The sequence below is a fragment of the Mycobacterium dioxanotrophicus genome, from assembly GCF_002157835.1.
Lineage (GTDB): Bacteria > Actinomycetota > Actinomycetes > Mycobacteriales > Mycobacteriaceae > Mycobacterium > Mycobacterium dioxanotrophicus.
In genome coordinates this window covers 4098748-4116387 of sequence record NZ_CP020809.1, presented here as the reverse complement: position 1 = coordinate 4116387, position 17640 = coordinate 4098748, and the positions used below count along the sequence as shown (strand labels likewise).

Below are 17640 nucleotides of genomic sequence, written 5' to 3'. Positions count from 1 at the left end.
GCGCGGTGGTTGTAGCGCTGCGCGTAGTTCCGTGGGAATGCACGGTCCCGTCGAAACGCAACGCTAACGCGCAGTTCAGAAAGGGGAACCGGGCTGCTTATCGGCCGACGTGTCCCCACCCGTGGCGATCGTTGTAGTGGCGAGTGTGGCGATGTCTGTAGCGGGGCGTCAGGCGACAATGCTGGGTCTGGTGTAGCCGATCGCGCCGTAGACGGCCGAACGCAAACGTTGGGATCAATGTTGTGCCCGCAGCCGGCACCCACACCGCCGATGCTGCCCGTCGCGGGATTCACCGCGGCGGGAGCCAAGGAATCAGAAGGTGGAACGCATGCCCGTCATCATCGATAACGAATCGTTCGTCAAGGGACTGTCTGCGGCCAAAGTGATGGCCTATTCGGGAAACGACGACCCAACCCACGCCGCAGTCGTGCTGGGCTCGAGCCGGGTGGAGGCTGGTGACAGCGGAACTCAGAACAGCCTCGCCTTCATCGCCTCGGACGGTGTCAGTCCTGGGCAGGCGATCTTCGAGTGCGACGGCGATCTGAAGTTGGTGAAGTTTTCGGTCGACCAGGCGTCACAACTGTTGTCGGCGGCCAAGGGTGCGGCATCGGCGGTCAAGAAGCTCGACAAGGAAGCCGAATGCTCCGTCGAGCTCTCGGTGGTCGACAACGGCGCAACACTGCTGATGCGCACGCTTACCGACGGCGACCCGGGCGAGGCCGACTCGCGCCACTACATCCCTTTGCAGGACGCCGAGGATTTCCCGATCCGCTCGACGATCAGCCGACTTAATGCTCGTGGTGCCAAAGAGATTCTCGGCACGCGAGGAACGGGTGACGAACAGACACTCGCGCCGCTGGGCGCCGGCAACGTGCAATCGTTCACCGCTGATGCCGTCAAGAAGATGAGCGCGATCACTGCAGTGTTCAAAGAGCCTGTCGAGCTCTACACGCGGGAACACCCAGCTTCGATCGTGACTATCACGTGCGCAGGGGTGTTCCGTGCGGTACTGGCTGCGCATGCCTACTCACCCGACCTGGATGTCGATGACCCGGAAGTGCCGGTAGCGATAGGTCTGATCGACGACAACGCCGCCGAAGCTGACGCGGCGTGACCACACGCCCTGACAAGGACTTCGACGCACTGGGCATCCCCAGCATCGAATGCCACGAGCAGGCGACGCTGCAGGCCATGTTCGGCTACGGCCGCGGTGTGGTCACCGTGTGTCGACGCCACGCCGAAAGGCGCGTCGCGCACGCGCAGCAGCGGGCGCGTAACGATGCCCCCGGGGCAAGTCCCGACAGCCGAATCATAAACGCGTAGAGGAGTTTCCGTGAGTCTTTCAGAACTGCAATTCGCACTGGACCAGCTCGGCGTCGCTTGCTGGTTCAACCAGCTGCCGGCACACGTGCGGCACTGGGAGGACCGGCAGGGGCAAGAGGCGATCTTGCTCCGGGCGCGGGAATTCGCAGTCGCGTGCGGTGCCACTGCAGAACAGATGACCGATTGCGAACAGTACGGGTCCCGCCTGGCGATAGACAACAAGGCTCCACTGACGTTGGCAGGGCGATCGTGGGACCAGTTCTCCGCTGGGCTGCGCGACGCGCGCAGCGGCTGTGGCTGACCGGATCGCTGACGATGTCTGCCATGCCCGGCGGCCTCGAAGCCGGATATTGCATCGGCGGTTACGTGGTCGACTGCGATGAACGGCAGCGATGCCGCGGAGTGCTGACGTTGCGCCGCAGTTCATCTCGATCTGTCACGTCCCCCTGAACCACCAACCCAGTGAAAGAGAAACCGTATGAGCTTCACAATCGAGACCGGCGACCTTTTCGCGCACCCGTCTGAGGCGCTCGCGCACGGCGTCAATTGCATCGGAGTAGCCGGCGCCGGTGTCGCAGCAATCATGAAACAGCGCCACCCAAACGCGATTCACCAATACGAGGTGCTCGCACGCCGCGGTGACCTTCCAGTTGGCGGGGCGATGATATGCCCTCAAGGGCCGGGAGATATGACGATCATCCACTGCGCCAGTCAGTATGAGCCGGGCCCCGACGCCCGACCCGAATGGCTACGATCGTCGCTGACTGTCGGACTCGAACTCGCAGTCGCGCACGGGATCGCGTCCGTGGCGCTGCCGCTCATCGGCGGAGGCATTGGGGGTCTCGACCCGAAAGAGGCCGAACAGATCATTCGCGAAGTCGCCGAGTCTTCCTCGGTAGCGGTCACGCTGGTGCTGCTCGGGTAGAACCTGATTCGGCGCCACAGATATGCCGGGACACGCCGTCGGACATGCATATTTCGTTACACGATGCTTTGTCGGATGCCGGTGCAACGATTGAGGTAATCCGGTGCGGGAACATCCACAGGCCGGAGTGCCGGGGAAGTATTCCGGCTACGTTCTCGCACCGGATTACCGCAACAGAAACTAAACGAGAGGTTCCGCCATGACTGTCCCTATCGCTCAGGCCCCCGTGGCCGCTGCTCCGCCGGTCGCTCAGGCACCGGTTGCTGCCGCTCCGGTTGCTGCCGCGCCTGTGGCCGCTGCTCCGGTCGCTCAGGCTCCGGTGGCCGCCGCACCAGTTGCTCAGGCGCCCGTTGCTGCCGCTCCGGCTCCGGCTCCGGCCGCCGCTCCCGCCGCCACCTACGGAGGCATCACGGCGGCCCCGGCGATCGGTTCGATTCCCACCGGCGGCGGTGGTGGTATCGGCGACGAGCACTTCAACAAGCCGATCCTGTTCCGCCTGCTGTCGGTGAGCCCGCGTTACAGCAAGTACGAAAAGGCCGAGGTTTCGACACCCACCGTCGACTACATCGTGCTCGATCCGGCCACCGGTGCCTTCACCGAGATCAAGAATGCGGTGATGATGCAGAAGCACATCCGGAACGAGCTGGTGGCATGTTTCCAGCGCGGAATGACCGCGGTGACCGCCGTGGCCATCAAGGTGCCGACGCAGAACGACGAACCGGCCAAGGTGCTGCGCGCGTTCGACGACCAGAACACGGGCTACGGCGCCGAACTCGCCACGCAGTACTTGCGTGAGGCCGCGATCAGCCAGTTCAACTGGTGGACCGCCACCGCCGCCTGACCCGCGATCAACACACGGCCCGTGCCTCAACCGGTGCGGGTCGTGTGTTGTTCTCACCGGCACTTGCGTAGACGCGTTGCGCGGAGTGATGCGGCGGCAACATAGCTAGCATCACCGCCGACATACCTGCAAGGGAAAGGCAGAGTCTTCATGAGCGAGGACGTCACCACCGGCGAGCCGACTTACTTCCGCCCGCCCAACGCTGATACCGGCGAGCCGACGCTGGCCGTCTACTTCTCGGCCGAGTTGTTCCCTCTGATGCGTGCCTACGAGTACGACGTCGCCGCCAAGACGGACCAACTCGCTGCCGATGTTCGCGACCACCTAGACAGGCTGGGCATCGCAATCCGGCCCACCATCCGGCACGGCCGCCTGCGCGCGATGCAGGATATCGAGCCCGACGAGAACGGCGTCAACCGCGACCCCATGGTTGTTTCGACAGTCGTGGCGTATCTGACCGATGCCGAGCCCGATGACCCGCGGCTGGTCCCGCTACTAGAGAACAGCTTTCACGGTCAGCGTATCGACGCGCAGATCGAGTTCGAGATTCCGACCACCGCCAGCGAAGCGGCGCTAGCCGAGCAGGAAAAGGCTGACGCTGAGCGTGCCGCGGAGTACCGCGTCAAAGCCGATGCCGCGCGTGCGGAAGCTGCGGACCGGGAAGCTCGACCGTTCGACCAGGACATGAGCGAGCTGTTCGACTGAACCTCGCGAAAGGCCCGAGCGCGGTAATGCCATCGTGCTCGGGCCTTTGTCCTGTCTACACCTTGTCACTGCCGACCACGATGAAAGGACGACATCCTGTGGCGCATATTGGTGGACGTACACCCGATCGCATCGCCGCCGACCAGCTTCTGGACAGGGCACGACTGCTCGAGGCTGCGGGGAAAACGGAGCAGGCGAGTGAACTGCGCCGACGCGCTTCGAAGCTGATCGGGGTCATCGCAAGTTCGAATGGCCGAAAGGACGTGACAGGCGCTCGACCAGCGCCGTGAAACCGCTGCGCAACAGTAAAAGCGAGCTGCAGGTTGCTTCGGCCCAGGCTCGGCGGTAATCTCCATTTTAGAGAGTAGGAGATATGGCTGTATTGATTTCACGTTCCACACTTCAGCGCATGGCGCTGGCGGGCGCGTTGACCGCCGGCGTCGGGGGAGCGACCACCACGGCCCTTCCAGGACTGAGCCACTGGCCGGCGCCATCGGTGATCGTGACCGTTGCTGCCATCACCCTCCTGGGCGGGCTTATTCGCAAGGTGCTATTGGTTGCGGCCGTTGCAGTCCTGCTCACAGTCGCGCTTGTTGCCGCAGATGCGGCGACAAGTCAACACATCCAGCGGGCGCTGAACCCGGCAACGGTGCTGCGCGTGGTGGGGCAACCGTGACCGTCAGCCGCGCATACGTGATCGACACCGCGACGGGCGTAGTCATCCACGTCGGTATATCCCTGTTGCACTGCGCCTAATCCACCACCACAGACGGGATTCCGACCATGACCACCAGAGACGCCACCGACGCACCCCTGCCAGCAGTTGACTTTGATGGCAACGTCTCCAGTGTCGTCAAGTGGATTGAGGACGACGGCCTCGGCTGGTTCCTGGCGGTATGCCGCGACGGTGCAACACGGCAGGTTTCCACCGACGAACTGATCGGGTTCGGGGTAGACCCGTCTCGCAACGTAAACCCCATGCGGCCGAACACTGCCCGCTAACCACCTCGACCTGGCGGCCCGACTGGCCGCCAGGAAGCTCCATCTGAAGGAGTTCGACATGAACACAAACCCCACCAACTGCCAATGCGTCGGACGTCGCAACGAATCCGACCCGCATTCGGTCCACTGTGACTCTGCCGGCGAGAGCGCGGACGTTCGCCCGATCGAGGCTGGCGACCGTGTTCAGTACCGCGAACGCGTTGGGCAGGAATCCCGCACATTCCACGGAACCATCCTCGGAATCCACAGCGGCATAGCCACGATCGATCTGGGCGGCGGCGGACGGTCTAGCGTCGCCGTCGAACGACTTTCCCTCGTAGCCATCGACCCGTACGCGCCCGGCGCCGTGTACCGGTGTCAGATTGACATCAGCACCGACTACCGCACACACGAGGCGTTCGTCATCATCGACGCGCTTGAAGAATACGCGTCGCGCCAGCGATGGCGGGCAGAAGACGGCGACAACGCCGAATTCCTGAAGGAGCTGGCAGACACTGCCGACCGGCTGCGCGAACAGTTCCACGCCCAGATGCACGACGGAGCAAACGTTGTCGACGCTGCGGGAATCGCGCAGGAACCCGTTCCGATCGCCGTCGGCGACGTCGTGACGTGGACCTACGGCCACTCCGCGCCAGGGGACGGCGCCGAACAGCGCACAGGCACCGTCACCGCGCTCGATACCGACGTGAACGTTGCAACGATCGCCGACGCCACCGACGGCCGCTCCTGCATCGTCGACGATTATCCGAACCGCCTGCACCGCGCCTAATCCACCACCACAGAAGGTATTCCGATCATGCCTACTTACTATCCCGGTGACCACCTGCGCACACCCGTCGACATCGCCGCCGACGCGGCCGAGGCCGCCGAATCCCGACCTCACCCCGACGCCGGATTGCCGCTGCCGGTCCACCACCTCGATGAGGGACATTTGGCGGCCGACAAACAACGCGGCGTGTGCCCGCACAGCGGCACCGGCGACATGGCCCACGGTTGCCCACGCGGATGCGAGGGTGCCAGGGAGCACTACTCGAACGACGGGCACCCACAATGCGAGGACGACCCGTTCGACGAGACCACCGCTGACGACGCCGAGAACCTGCCATATGAGTGCCCCGACTGCGGTGACCGTCACGACGGTATGACCACCGGAACCGAACGGTGCCCAGATTGTGAAGACGACGACCAGTGCGAAGGCCACGAGTCTCTGGCCGGCGAACACATGGGTGAGTCTGTGTACTGCGATGGCTCTTGCCGGCGAGCGGCGAAGCGCACCCGCAACAGTGGGCGGGTGTGACCATGGCGAAGAAAACGACCTACGTCGCCACCGCTCCCGATGGCAGCACCCATACCCGAACGTCTGCCCGGACCTACACGCACGCCGTGCTGGTCTTCGGGACGGAACTGGTACGCCAAGGTGCGCCGGAACGGGCTATGTCGCTGACGAAGAATGCGTCGATTGTGACGGAACCGGCGAGTGGTTCGAGTGACCAGCAGCAGGCCAACGCAAGGCCAAATTATCGGAACAGGAGGAGCCGTGAGCAGAGCTACCGAGATCGTCACAACCATGCTGGTCTATGAGTCCATTGGTGGTGGTCACGTGAGTCGCAACGAGGCCGAGCGCCTGGCGGGCGAAGTTGTCGAGGCGTTGACCGAGGCGGGTTTCGACCTGACGTAATCGGTGAGACACGTTGAGCACCAAGGTCACAAAGGGATCTGACGATGAAGATACCGATCAGCGAGCTCGACGCACAGGACGCCGGGGCGCGGAACTGCCCGGCGGTGCGGCCGGGCACGTTGGGATACCAAGGCTGCCGCCGAGTGGACGGGCACCCTGGCCCGCATGTGTCACAAGACCGTGGCGAGTGGACGACATAAGGAATAGGACATGGACAAAGATGGACTGCTCGACAGCGAGGGCGACTGGGAGGTGCGATCGAGTGTCTACCGGGATGGGAAACTCGTCGGCCACGTGGACGTTATGTCCGCTGGCACATTCGACAACCTCAGTCACGCGGTCTCCTGCGCATTTGAAGAACGAGATGTGGTGCGGCGTATCCGGAAACCGCGAAAGTAGCTGACCGTAAGGGGGCCACGACGTAGACGATGATCTGGGGCCTGCGGACCAGCGAAGCGCCGCCAAGGGCTTACGTAATCGGCGGCAGACGGCGAAATCATCGGTGAAGGATGGGCGTATGGGTGGACAGACATGGCTGGAGAACATCAGTCAAGACTTCGCCGTTGGCGACCATGTCACGGTCGGGTCCGTGGTCACTGTTCGGCGTGCCCGCAATCGGGCATCGCAGCACGCCACAGGCATCGTCACCGGCTACAACGATGTCGGCATTGTGGTGGAGTTCGATGGCGGCCCAATCAACGGTGCTACTTGGTGCACAGCCAGCCCGCTGGAACTTCGGCACCTGACGTAATCGGCGATCACCGGCGAGGAGAGGTATGCCGCACACCGACCTGTACTGGGAGCTCCGGGACCGGGGATACACCGACGCGGAAGCTCACCGACTGACCGAAGAACCCGACCTGATCGAGGAGGTAATGACATAACCAGGCCCGTACTGGCCACCGAGCTCAAGAGACTCGCCGATGAGCGACTGTGGGGGCGCGTCGGCGCCGCAGTAGCCGGGGGAGTTGTCGGCCCCTTGGTCTATTCTCTATATTAGAGAATAGACCAAGATGCTGAAAGGGCCACGATGACCGCCGCAGGGGAACCCAGAACCGCGAGCCTCTACTACCGGGAAGGCAACAGCGACAAGGAATACCATGCGAGGCTGGAACCTACCGACGCCGGATTCCTCGTCACTTTCGCCTATGGACGCCGGGGTTCGGCACTGACCACCGGCACGAAGACCACCACCGCGGTGGACTACGCCAAGGCCACGGCGATCTTCGAGAAGCTGGTCAAAGCCAAAGAGGCCAAGGGCTATACCCGCGGCGAGGACGGCACCCCATATCAGAACAGCGCCAGCGACCGCCACCCGTCGGGCCTGCTGCCCCAGCTGCTCAACGTCGCCGACCAGGCCGCTGCGAATGAAGCCATCAACAGTGACAGCTGGTGCCTGCAGGAGAAGTACGACGGCCGTCGCATGATGATTCGCAAGACCGGCGACACCATCGAGGCCATCAACAAGTTGGGCCTGGCGGTAGGGGTGTCCGCGGCGGTGGCCCGTGCAGCTGGGTCCATCGAGGGTGACTTCATCCTCGACGGGGAGATCATCGGCGATGTGCTGTACGCCTTCGACATCTTCGAGTACACAGGCAATGACCTGCGCGACAGGCCCTACCAAGAGCGCTACCGCATCCTGCTCGATCTGATCGCCCTGAACCTCGATGACGCGATCGCGCCGACCCACAACTGGACCTCCCAGAGTGACAAGCGCCGGAAGCTGGCCGAGCTGCGGGACGCCAAGGCCGAGGGCGTGGTGTTCAAGCGCCTGGATGCACCGTATTCGCCGGGGCGGCCCAACAGCGGCGGCCCGCAGCTCAAGTTCAAGTTCGTCGAGACCCTGAGCGCCCTGGTGACCGCGGTCAACACCCAGCGCAGCGTGGGCCTGAGCCTGCACGGCAACGACGGCCTGACCTTCGTCGGCAACGTCACCGTTCCCGCCAACCACGACGTGCCGCCGGTCGGCGCCGTCGTCGAGGTCCGCTACCTCTACGCCGCCCCGGCGCTGTACCAGCCCGTCTACCTCGGTGTGCGCGACGACATCCTGCCCGCGGAGTGCGTGATGGCGCAGGTGAAATTCAAGAGCGGCATCGACCGGTGAACGCTGACGGCGAAAATTCACAATCAACGCGCGGTGGCGGTGGAGGACTCATGCGACATCACCGCGAAACCACGACAGATGGCGACCTCTTCGATCCGCCCGAACCGGGCAAGTTCATCGTCGATTGTGCCTGTGGCGACACCTATCTCGTTGACAAGCCAAGGCGATTCGATGCCGAGTTCGAGGCATTGGAAGCCGCCGCACTGGCGCACGCCAGGAGACGACATGGCCACACCGTCTGGGCTTGTGAAGCAGGCTCTCGATGAGGCTGCCGGTTTCGGCACCGGAGACTGGGCCAACCCTGCACTCGCCGCCCTCCGTGAAGGTGGCTACAAGGTCATTCTTCGCAATCCGTGCAGGTGCGGGTGTGAAAAGCCACGAGATCAGCACCCGTGCCCGTGCGGCTGCGGCCATCCCTACGAGGACGCAGTACGCAAGGTGATGGGTGGCCCGATGTACCTGAACTGGGACCAGGCGAGCGCCAACATTGACGAGCACCCCGACGAGCCGTGCAGGTGGCCGGCCTGACGTAGGGCGCAATGATCGGATGGGGGAATGATGGAGTTTGAGACTCGGCAGATCGTGATCGCTCACGAGGTTATGTGGGAAGCGATCAGCGAATGGGCAGGTAAGCGCGGCCTTCGCCTAGTGCAGATACCTGGGTCGGGCGACGCCGAGGACGACCTACCGGCGTACATCTTCTCCCCGATCGACCCGACAAGGTTGAGATAGTCGGTGAGAAACGTTGATCGCCAAGGAAATAACGCGAAATTGTCGGTGGAGTAGTCCATCCAGCATCACCGCGGCCACGGCAGACAGCGACCTACAGCCACTTCATAGCTGTGTGGGCGGCCCCGCCAAGCTGACGTAGGGGAGACTTCCACAGCATGACCAGCCAATGCACTCATCCCGCAGACCAGCAGCGCGCCGTCTCCGACTTTGACGAACACCGCGACACCATCGACGGACCAAAGACATGGGTCCGCGAAACCGCCACCTGTGACGCTTGCGGCCGGCGCCGAAACATCCGAACATTGCTCACCAACGGCACCGACGACGGTCCAGAGTCGGGGATACACAAGCGGTGTCCAGATTGCGGCCGCCGCGTGTTCACCACTGTCCGCGATGGCGCGCTGGGCCCGCATCAGTGCGCTGACGCATGAATCGATTACCCGACTCAGAGGTGTTGCGCGGCCTGCTGCATGCCCGGATCAACAAGGCCCATTCAGCTGGGCGGCATCGCGACGTGGATTTCCTGTTGGACCGGCTGTATGACCTGGACGCACAGATAAGGCGGCTGGCGAGCCAGTGCGGGTCCTGACATCGCGCCGAACGTCCGTCGATTGCGCCGGCTCAAGCCGACCGGTCCGGGACGTGACACCCGCGTGCGGCCGGCAGTTTCACCGGCATCGAGCCAGCAGTCAGGCTGCCTGCCGGTTGAAATCCCCGCGGAGCACTCGATCGGCGAACTCGGCCAGACTGATCACGCGTGGGCCGGGAACTTGCCGGTTGTAGGTGGTGTCGCGCACCACGGCGATCCTTCCGGCACTTCGGATCTCGTCGATGTTGTGGGGAGCATCATCGAGGTAGACGTCACAGCCGGAGAGGCTCTTTTGCTGCATGAAAAGCAGATCGTCAGTTTCGATGCCGTGGCGAGCAAGCCAGCTTGCAAGGTCGCGGCGTCCGGCACGGTGCGATGATTCTCCCGCGCGGTGCTCTTGTCGTGCGGTCACGATGGAGACCTTGTGGCCGCCGTTGCGCAGTTCACGCACCGCGCCCGGAGCGGTGTCGTCGAGCAGTGCCAGATCGCCCAGGCCGCGTTCGTGCAGCTGGGCCATTGCCGCCGCCGCAGTGAGTGCATCGGGAAACCAGCCAGGTTCGATCAGTTCATAGGTGAGCGGTCCCTCGCCCGACATCGTGTGGCCGTTCCCGCGTCCGACCTCGGCGATGGCCGCCATGTAGCCAGCAAGCACACCGTCGACATCGAGACCTATATGCAATGGTCGCCGGATCATTGCGAAACCCGTTCGGGGCAGCCCCAGTAGACCAACGTGAAGGGTTTTCCGAGACCGGGACGGGCGGCAAACCAGTGCGCGTGCCACTCACCTTCACTGTCGCACGACCGGTCACGGCGGCCGCACCACTTGATCCGCGCCGCCACGCTAAGCCAGACCTCTTCGACTACGAGTTCCTGGCCATCGGTGCGTTGGCTTCCGCCGTTGTCGGCCAGGTCGGCCAGCAGCATGCCACGGTCAAGATCATGTCCTGCATGGATGCGTTGCCATCCGTGATCCTCGTTGACGAAATCACTGGGGTATTTCACTGTCTAGGCTCCTCACTTGTGTTGGGTGGTGCTGGGTCGGTGTTCATCCCGATCCGGACCGCCGACACCACTGATCCACGCGTTGACGGACTCGTAATCGACCCGCTCACTGCGCAATTCGCCGCCGGGAAGAATGAACGTTCCGTGCATATGCTGCGGGCCCAGACGCGCCCAGCCCACCCCGGCTCCGTGAAGCATCTCGGGGATCTCTGAGTGGTTGCGGCCGGAAAGTTCGCATGGGGGAAGTTAGACCGGTCCAGGATCTGCAGCGAGGAGGTCATCGATCAGGAACGTCGCCTCGTCGGACTTCGTGTAGGCCAGCCGGAACCACGCCACGGTGCCCCGCAGACGTCTCGGGTGCGGGCAGCCAGCCGCGCTCGACAGCGGAGTCGGTCAGGGTCTGCGCGGCCTCATGCACCGAGTATCCTGTTCCACTCGAAAGAGCTTTCAACACGGGTGAATCGGTATCTGGCGAGATGAGCGCGACCCCGATGACTCCCACGGGACCTCTCCGGTAGGTGCGCACGACCACTGTGGCGACCGCCCTCTGCGTGATGGTCGCGTTCCTCACTACTTGAATCGACTCCGTGATCGGATCTAGGGCGAGGTAATTCACCAGAGGGGTTCCTGTGACCTGGTTTCCATAATGGCTCATCCGCACATTCGGCTCCTGCACGTGGATCAGCAGCGGCATGCCGAAGTGCTCTTTGAGAATCCCTTCGCCGTAGTCCAGTTCGAGTGCCCGAGGCCGACGTCTAGCCAACTCGCCCTTAACCGCGTCGTAGATGGGGTCGTAGACCCTGCCGAGCTTGTAGTCGTCGAGGCACCTGTCGATCGATTCTCGGATGATCGAGAGCACGTCCGGCATGACGACCGTCCTGAACTCCTTGTAGTGCGCGAACGGTGCACCGTCCGCCGTGTGGAGCCGATCTCCGCACAACACCAGCGGTCTTCCGAGCTTGTCCCACCCGATGATGTCGCGCTCGATCGAACTTCCACCTGCGTCGTAGTACAGCGCCTTTGCCCCTCTCGTCTCAGGGGTGTGCAGTACAGCCATGGTCTCCTCCTTCCTCTCGTGTCATCGAGCATCCCAGGTCGAAATATGGTGTGGTCGTGGTTTTATCGGTGTCAGCCGGCCGCGTGCTGCCACTCCTGGATGGTGAACTCGAAGTCGCGCGTAGTGAACGAGATTGCGCTCATGCGGCAGGCCACCCATAAACGACGTCGCCGCCGTGTACTGAGGCGTACTCGTCCATCCGGTCGCGGCTGATTCCAGGCCCGCCGGCTATGACGGTGCCGTCTTTCCAGACGTGCCAACTGGTCTCGAAATCGATGCGCGGAACCACGATCTGCACTGACCGCGTGGTGATCTCGCCATCCGTGGTCCGGATCCTATACACCGACGAACCTGTGATGGGGGAGTCGAACGGCCCCTCTTCGATAGTTCCAACCACCAACACAGTGCCGTAGGCAATGACCTCGGCCCCGGCTGGGATGTGTGGTCGTGAGACGGAGTTCATGGCGGCTGTTTTCCTCTTATCGTCATTTGGGGTACGGGATTCGGATGTCAGACCCCGAGCACGCGACGTGCTTCCTGAACTCGCTGGAACTCCTCTGGTGTTCCTCCGTGGTCAGGGTGCGTAGCGCGCAGCGCGGCACGCACGCCGCCGTAGGAGTCGATGAGCGCCTGTGCGCGGGAACGGGCGTCAGAGTGATTCTCGATCGCCACCCAGCCTCGGTACTGCTCATGTCCGGGCGTGATCCCGTACCGGTCCAAGCGGCGAAGCCCGTTGAGTCCGAGTGCGATGGCCCTCAGGTTGTCCTGCCAGGTATCGAATTTCGCGGCGGGGTAGGACAGCGGTCCGAATCGCGATTCGACGTGCAGGACTACCCCGGGGTGGATGGTTTTAGCGCTCGCCCGTGGCATCCCGTCCATGCGGAAGTCGTCGTCGCGTAACGCGATCTCAAGCACCGACGGTGCATTGCGGGAGTGCTTGCCCAAGTGGCGGAGTTCGCGGTCGAGCTCATCGAGGGTGGCCGACAGCGTCGCGGTGAACGGCGAGCCTATGTGCGCTGACGGCAGCTGTCCCGGCCATTCCAGCAGGGGGCGCAATTCCATCCCGTCCGGGTAGCTGGTCATGTCCCCTCTTTCGTTGTGTCTCTAAAATAGAGAATACCATTGACGGTCCGAAGGTAACGGGCCGGCGCGATGGCTGCCCCATGGGGCACAGGCGCTTCTACGCTGGAATGTCGAGGGCTCGCTGTTCGGCGGCCGATATCAGACGCCGCAACCGGCCTGCGAACGTGTGCTTGGTCATCGGCGGTATGCAGCGTTCGGCAAGATCGGTGTTTGAGGCGTCGGGGTGGGCGATCCGCAGCTGCGCAGCGCAAATCCACTCTGGTGGCACGTCGGACCCTAGAATTTCGAGGGCGAGCCGGACCTTCCCGGCGATGTGTTGTCCTGCTTGCGAGGCGCGTGCGCTGTTGGCCTGGGACAGTGGCCTGGTGTCGAGCCGAGATTGAGCGGCAGCAACAGCTTTCGCATCGACCCACCGCCTAGCGGCCTCTGGCGCGCCGAGCTGTTCCAGAAGAGCCCCAACCCCGTAGCGGACCCGGACATAGTCAACGGCACCGTCGATCTCACTGCCTTGACGTGCTTCCGCGATCGCCGATAGACGCCGAGCAAAACCGGCCACCGCCAGTGCCGACGCCGGTCCGGGACAACGCACTTCCAGTGCTGGTGGCCTCACTGAAGTCACCCGCAGGTGTCCTGCGGATAACACCGCTCCGCGAAGTGCCGCAGCTGCGATCGCATCCGATGCGCACGCCGCTGACACCAGCGATGCGGGCATGCCCACCACGGGGCGTCCGTGCGTATCGAGAAGCCCGATACGCCGAGCAAGGTCGTCGGCGTCGCTTACACGAAGTGTCGCGGTTCTGCGTGGTCCTGCATCAACGCGCGGTGTGCATTCATACAGGTCGGATAGCGCCTGCGCGATGCGCACTGCGGCCGCTTCGGAGGACATGCGCGATTCCAGAGTCAGACGACCGTGCTGCATGCGTAGGCCACCACCGACACGTATCGCGGAGACCGCTTCGGCTTGGCGGTACCTGGCTTCTCCAGTGCCTTTGACAGGGGTCTCTACCAGTTCTGCAACCAGACTCATCGTCGGATCCACGGCGACGCTCCTTCCGGCTTGTCGAGCCCAGCAGCACTGACAGCCACCAGCTGCGGTTCCGGGTCAGCGACAGTGGCGGGCAGGGCCGCTTCGTGCTTGTCGGCCAGCGCCAGCAGGCGCCGCAGGCGCCCTGCGACAGCGTCTTTGGTTAGCGGTGGATCGGCCAGGCGCCCCAGTTCCTCAAGGGAGGCCTCGCCGTGGGTCAGGCGCAATGTTCCAGTGACAGCCAGGTGCTCCGGAACGTCGGTTCCGAGAATGGTCAACGCGCGTTCGACCCGGGCCGAAGTTTCTGCCGCAGCATCGGCAGTGCGCCGACTGTTGGCGGCGTCGAGGCTCGCCATGCGGCACATCCGCCGGCGCGTCGCACGGCTCTCCCACTCGAGGCGTGACTCGGGGGCTCCGATGCGGGTCATGAGATCGGCGATGTCAGTACCGGCACGGACCATCACCCGGTCGATACCTCGTGATTCGCGCACCAACGGCAGCACACCGATCCGGCGTGCGCAACTGGCCAGCGCGTATGCCACTTCGGTAGTGGGGCAGCGGATTTCCAGACTGGTGTTACTGCCGGGACCGCTCAGGGTTCCCGAAGCCAGGAATGCGCCACGCCAGGCGGCCTCGATCTCGCCGGGGGAGCCTCCAACAACGGTGGCCGGCAGACCCTGGACCTGGCGGCCACGTTCGTCGATCATTCCGATGGATCGCGCTAATGTCCCTCCGCCATCACTGGCGGCGACACGGACCAAGTAGCGGCCGCCACACAGTGCCGCGTTTCGAGGCAGCACGGTCGCGACCGCGCGGTGGCCGTACAGCTCGGCGATTTCACGGCGAAGGTAACGGGCCAGCGATGCGCTGCTGACCTCCGCGGCGACAACCAGGCCACGCGACACACGCAGGGTAGCCGTCAGGCGTAGGACTGCGGCCAGCTGGGCGCGCCTGCATCCTTCAGGGGTGCCGGTGTGCACCCCGAGGAGTTCGTCTTTCAGTTCTGCGGTCATCGACACGGTGTGCCTCCAGATTTGGTGGTGGTGGGGTAGTGGGGTGGGAGTGCCTGTCAGGCGGCGTTACTGGTCGGGCTGAGGTGTTCGGCGTCATCGAGCACACGCCACAGGGCGGTGTCGGCATCGCATGCGTCTTCGGGGCTGACACGGCGACGGTGATCGGCGATTGCGGCAACCAGATCGCTAGCGGCGGGCCAACGGGCATCGCTCATCTGCGCGAACTGCACGGCGGCATCGCAGGCGGCGACGATCTCGGTCGCGTTGGCGCTTCGTCGCAGCAGGACTGCTCGCTCGTCGGGGTCGGTACCGGTGCGCGCATCCAGCAATGCCAGGCGGGCGTCAAGTTCGGCTTTGACCCCACGCGCGGTGATCAGAACTTTGGATGCGACGTGAAGGTCCGTGCAGAACCCGTCGATCGTCGAGCGCACTGTGCGCCAGCACAATGCGTGCACCGCGGCCCGCAGTTCCGCTGGTCCGGCAGCAGCGATCCAGCTCGGGTCAGCCAACCGGGCACGCATCGTGTCGCCTCCGGTACGGCTGGTGTCGGTGAGATTCACAGGGATAGTCCTTTCGGTGTCAGGCGGCGGTGGTGTGGGTGGGGCGGTCGAACAGCGGAAGCCAGCGGTCTGCTTGGGCGAGGGCGATCATGTCGGAAAGGTCGCGGCGGTCCAGGTTGTGTGCGTCGGGGACACCGAGACGGGCGGCCAGGTCGACCTGTGCGCCACTGGCCTCGCTGCGTTCCACATCACGCATGTGGCCGGAGAAGATTTGTTGGGCCAGTGAGTCCGCGCGCGCCAGGTCCATGCCCTGCAGGTGACAATCCGGTCCCGGCCGGGTCCACTGTCCATCGAGTCCCACCCAGAACATCTGGTGCACCGTGGTGTCGAAAAATCCGAAGGCCCAATCTTTTCCGGCGACAGTGCCTGACACTCCGCGCATGTCGGCGAGCAGGATGGCGCCTTTGGACCCGCCCTGCCGGTAGACCGGCCGTACCAGTCCGCGCGGATGCTGGGTCCAGCGGATCGTCGAGGTACGCACCGACCAGGACGAATCGGTGCGACGCTTGGGGCCGGCAGCGGTGAGTTCGCCGGTGACCGGGTCGAACGTGACGAGCGGATCGACCCGGTGCTGGTCGCACTGGCAGCCGCAGCGGCACACTCCGAACACCGAGGCGCACTCGCACGTGCATTCGATGCTGCCCTTGACGGTCTCGACACCCGAACCGGTTGCCGCACAGCTGCAGTCGCATGAACAGCCGACACCGGTGCAAGTGAGGTCGCATCCCCCGTTGCACGGCTGGTCACAGCTGCAGCCGAGCCCTTCCTCGTCGCCGTCGGGTTGCTCTCGGCGGTCGGGCTCCAGCCTGGTCTGCACGATCAGGCCCAGCGATCCCGCTCCGACCAGATCCACCACCAGGGCGCGCTCTTTGACGCGGCCGTCCTCGAACGTGTGCGGACGCAGCGCCCGGCCCACGCACTGCACCAGGCGAGACTGGCTGCGCGTGGGCCGGGCCAGTACGACTGCCTCGCAGCGGGGGAAGTCCGCGCCCTCAGTCAGAACATCGACGGTGACCAGAACCCGTGTGGTCCCGTTGCGGAATCGGCGGTAAATGGCGGTGCGATCACGAACGGTGGTCGGCCCCACCACCATCTCCGCGGTGGCGCCGAGGCCGACCAGTGATTCGGTGAGTTGGCGGCAGTGCTCCATTGAGGCGCCGAACGCGATAGTCGACAAGCTGGCGGTACGTTCGAGCACTGCCTCCACGGTGGCGTTGAGCGTGGTCGTCCGCAGCATGGCTTCGGCGGCCTCGTCATCAGTGATTTCGCCGGCGCCGGTGTGCAGCGATTCCACGTCGAGGTCGGGTAGGTCAACGGTCACCCCATAGGGAGGCAGTAGAAACCCGTTCTCGATAGCCCAGGTGATGTCCCGCTCGAAGACAACGTCGCTCCAGACGGTCCGAAGTGGTACCTCGTTCTTGCCGGCGGCGTGGCGCGTCATCGTGGCGGTGAACCCGGCGCGGCGTGCACCGAGTGCGTGAAAATGGTCAATTACCTTGCGGTAGGTGGTCGCCACCGCGTGGTGCGCCTCATCGACGATGACGAGATCGCGCTTTCCCAGACGCAACAGCGCCGCGGTGCGCTGCAGCGATTGCACGGTGGCAGAGACGATCTGCGCAGTCGGATCGCCGCGGTGCGGCCCACCGATCATCGCCGGGGAAGGACCTGCCGGGTTCACGGCGGTCACAGCGCCGCTCATCTGCTCGATGAGTTCGTTGCGATGTGCCAGCAGCAGAACCCGGCCGCCGATTGCCACGTCGCGACGGACCAGCTCGGCGATCACCGTGGTCTTGCCCGATCCGGTGGGTAGCACAACCGCCGGTCCCTCTACGCCGCCGGCGAAAGCCTCGGTCACACGATCGGCCGCTTCGATCTGGTAGCCGCGCAGCGCACGCGGCGCGACGCCATGCGGTCGGGGTGACGGAAATGGCGCCGTCAGTGTGGAACTGGCGAGGGTCACGCCACCGACCTCCAGGTGATTCCTCTACGGATCCATCGGGGT

The 17640-nt window shown here is 64.1% G+C and carries 24 protein-coding genes; 15 read left to right on the top strand and 9 right to left on the bottom strand.

The window, feature by feature from the left end:
* Positions 1-328: 328 nt before the first annotated feature.
* The 13 genes from BTO20_RS19795 to BTO20_RS19730 all read left to right on the top strand — a co-directional run bounded on the left by BTO20_RS19795 (position 329) and on the right by BTO20_RS19730 (position 8578).
* Positions 329-1114 (top strand): hypothetical protein, encoded by a 786-nt coding sequence (locus BTO20_RS19795; RefSeq protein WP_087082389.1) that lies wholly within the window; start codon positions 329-331, stop codon positions 1112-1114.
* A complete protein-coding gene (locus tag BTO20_RS19790; RefSeq protein ID WP_087077956.1) occupies positions 1111-1323 on the top strand; it encodes a hypothetical protein in 213 nt (70 codons plus the stop codon). The genes BTO20_RS19795 and BTO20_RS19790 overlap by 4 nt, the downstream gene beginning before the upstream one ends.
* Positions 1324-1333: 10 nt before the next feature.
* Entirely contained in the window at positions 1334-1624 is a 291-nt protein-coding gene (locus BTO20_RS19785) for a hypothetical protein (protein WP_087077955.1), read from the top strand.
* 177 nt (positions 1625-1801) lie between these two features.
* Positions 1802-2248 (top strand): macro domain-containing protein, encoded by a 447-nt coding sequence (locus BTO20_RS19780; RefSeq protein ID WP_087077954.1) that lies wholly within the window; start codon positions 1802-1804, stop codon positions 2246-2248.
* 199 nt (positions 2249-2447) lie between these two features.
* Positions 2448-3089 (top strand): hypothetical protein, encoded by a 642-nt coding sequence (locus BTO20_RS19770; protein ID WP_232490777.1) that lies wholly within the window; start codon positions 2448-2450, stop codon positions 3087-3089.
* A gap of 150 nt (positions 3090-3239) precedes the next feature.
* Entirely contained in the window at positions 3240-3794 is a 555-nt protein-coding gene (locus tag BTO20_RS19765) for a hypothetical protein (protein WP_047036510.1), read from the top strand.
* A 373-nt stretch (positions 3795-4167) separates the two neighbouring features.
* Positions 4168-4470, top strand: a complete 303-nt coding sequence (locus BTO20_RS19760; protein ID WP_157680258.1) for a hypothetical protein — start codon at positions 4168-4170, stop codon at positions 4468-4470.
* A 107-nt stretch (positions 4471-4577) separates the two neighbouring features.
* Positions 4578-4796, top strand: coding sequence for a hypothetical protein (locus BTO20_RS19755; protein WP_070945681.1), 219 nt, complete (start codon positions 4578-4580; stop codon positions 4794-4796).
* Positions 4797-4854: 58 nt separating this feature from the next.
* Positions 4855-5565 (top strand): hypothetical protein, encoded by a 711-nt coding sequence (locus tag BTO20_RS19750; protein ID WP_087077952.1) that lies wholly within the window; start codon positions 4855-4857, stop codon positions 5563-5565.
* Between the two features lie 27 nt (positions 5566-5592).
* On the top strand, positions 5593-6093 hold the full coding sequence (locus tag BTO20_RS39400) for a hypothetical protein (protein WP_157680257.1): 501 nt from the start codon (positions 5593-5595) through the stop codon (positions 6091-6093).
* Positions 6094-6333: 240 nt separating this feature from the next.
* A complete protein-coding gene (locus tag BTO20_RS39395; protein WP_019348352.1) occupies positions 6334-6474 on the top strand; it encodes a hypothetical protein in 141 nt (46 codons plus the stop codon).
* A 517-nt stretch (positions 6475-6991) separates the two neighbouring features.
* Positions 6992-7225 (top strand): hypothetical protein, encoded by a 234-nt coding sequence (locus BTO20_RS19735; RefSeq protein WP_087077950.1) that lies wholly within the window; start codon positions 6992-6994, stop codon positions 7223-7225.
* A 279-nt stretch (positions 7226-7504) separates the two neighbouring features.
* Complete coding sequence (locus tag BTO20_RS19730) at positions 7505-8578, top strand: ATP-dependent DNA ligase (protein WP_087077949.1); 1074 nt, start codon at positions 7505-7507, stop codon at positions 8576-8578.
* Between the two features lie 23 nt (positions 8579-8601).
* Here the strand turns inward: BTO20_RS19730 and BTO20_RS19725 are convergent, their stop codons facing one another.
* Entirely contained in the window at positions 8602-8805 is a 204-nt protein-coding gene (locus BTO20_RS19725; RefSeq protein ID WP_157680256.1) for a hypothetical protein, read from the bottom strand.
* Between BTO20_RS19725 and BTO20_RS19720 the strand changes: the two genes are divergently transcribed.
* Entirely contained in the window at positions 8804-9106 is a 303-nt protein-coding gene (locus BTO20_RS19720) for a hypothetical protein (protein ID WP_157680255.1), read from the top strand. The genes BTO20_RS19725 and BTO20_RS19720 overlap by 2 nt on opposite strands.
* 893 nt (positions 9107-9999) lie before the next feature.
* Here BTO20_RS19720 and BTO20_RS19710 read toward each other — a convergent pair.
* Complete coding sequence (locus BTO20_RS19710; RefSeq protein WP_087077945.1) at positions 10000-10593, bottom strand: 5' nucleotidase, NT5C type; 594 nt, start codon at positions 10591-10593, stop codon at positions 10000-10002.
* Between the two features lie 80 nt (positions 10594-10673).
* Between BTO20_RS19710 and BTO20_RS39390 the strand changes: the two genes are divergently transcribed.
* Complete coding sequence (locus tag BTO20_RS39390) at positions 10674-11114, top strand: hypothetical protein (RefSeq protein ID WP_157680254.1); 441 nt, start codon at positions 10674-10676, stop codon at positions 11112-11114.
* A 64-nt stretch (positions 11115-11178) separates the two neighbouring features.
* On the opposite strand, the gene BTO20_RS19695 is transcribed toward BTO20_RS39390, so the two are convergent.
* The 7 genes from BTO20_RS19695 to BTO20_RS19665 all read right to left on the bottom strand — a co-directional run bounded on the left by BTO20_RS19695 (position 11179) and on the right by BTO20_RS19665 (position 17598).
* Entirely contained in the window at positions 11179-11958 is a 780-nt protein-coding gene (locus BTO20_RS19695) for a hypothetical protein (RefSeq protein WP_087077942.1), read from the bottom strand.
* A 139-nt stretch (positions 11959-12097) separates the two neighbouring features.
* Complete coding sequence (locus tag BTO20_RS19690) at positions 12098-12421, bottom strand: hypothetical protein (RefSeq protein WP_087077941.1); 324 nt, start codon at positions 12419-12421, stop codon at positions 12098-12100.
* A 47-nt stretch (positions 12422-12468) separates the two neighbouring features.
* Entirely contained in the window at positions 12469-13041 is a 573-nt protein-coding gene (locus tag BTO20_RS40585) for a molecular chaperone DnaJ (protein ID WP_232490775.1), read from the bottom strand.
* A 97-nt stretch (positions 13042-13138) separates the two neighbouring features.
* A complete protein-coding gene (whiA, locus tag BTO20_RS19680) occupies positions 13139-14080 on the bottom strand; it encodes a DNA-binding protein WhiA (protein WP_157680253.1) in 942 nt (313 codons plus the stop codon).
* Positions 14065-15078 carry a DNA-binding protein WhiA gene (whiA, locus tag BTO20_RS19675; RefSeq protein WP_232490774.1) on the bottom strand — a complete coding sequence of 338 codons (1014 nt, stop codon included), beginning with the start codon at positions 15076-15078 and terminating at the stop codon, positions 14065-14067. The genes whiA (BTO20_RS19680) and whiA (BTO20_RS19675) overlap by 16 nt, the downstream gene beginning before the upstream one ends.
* Before the next feature lie 56 nt (positions 15079-15134).
* The gene (locus BTO20_RS19670) at positions 15135-15638 is read right to left on the bottom strand and encodes a hypothetical protein (protein WP_087077938.1); all 504 of its coding nucleotides are present in this window, start codon (positions 15636-15638) and stop codon (positions 15135-15137) included.
* 19 nt (positions 15639-15657) lie between these two features.
* A complete protein-coding gene (locus BTO20_RS19665; RefSeq protein WP_232490773.1) occupies positions 15658-17598 on the bottom strand; it encodes a DEAD/DEAH box helicase in 1941 nt (646 codons plus the stop codon).
* Positions 17599-17640 lie beyond the last annotated feature (42 nt).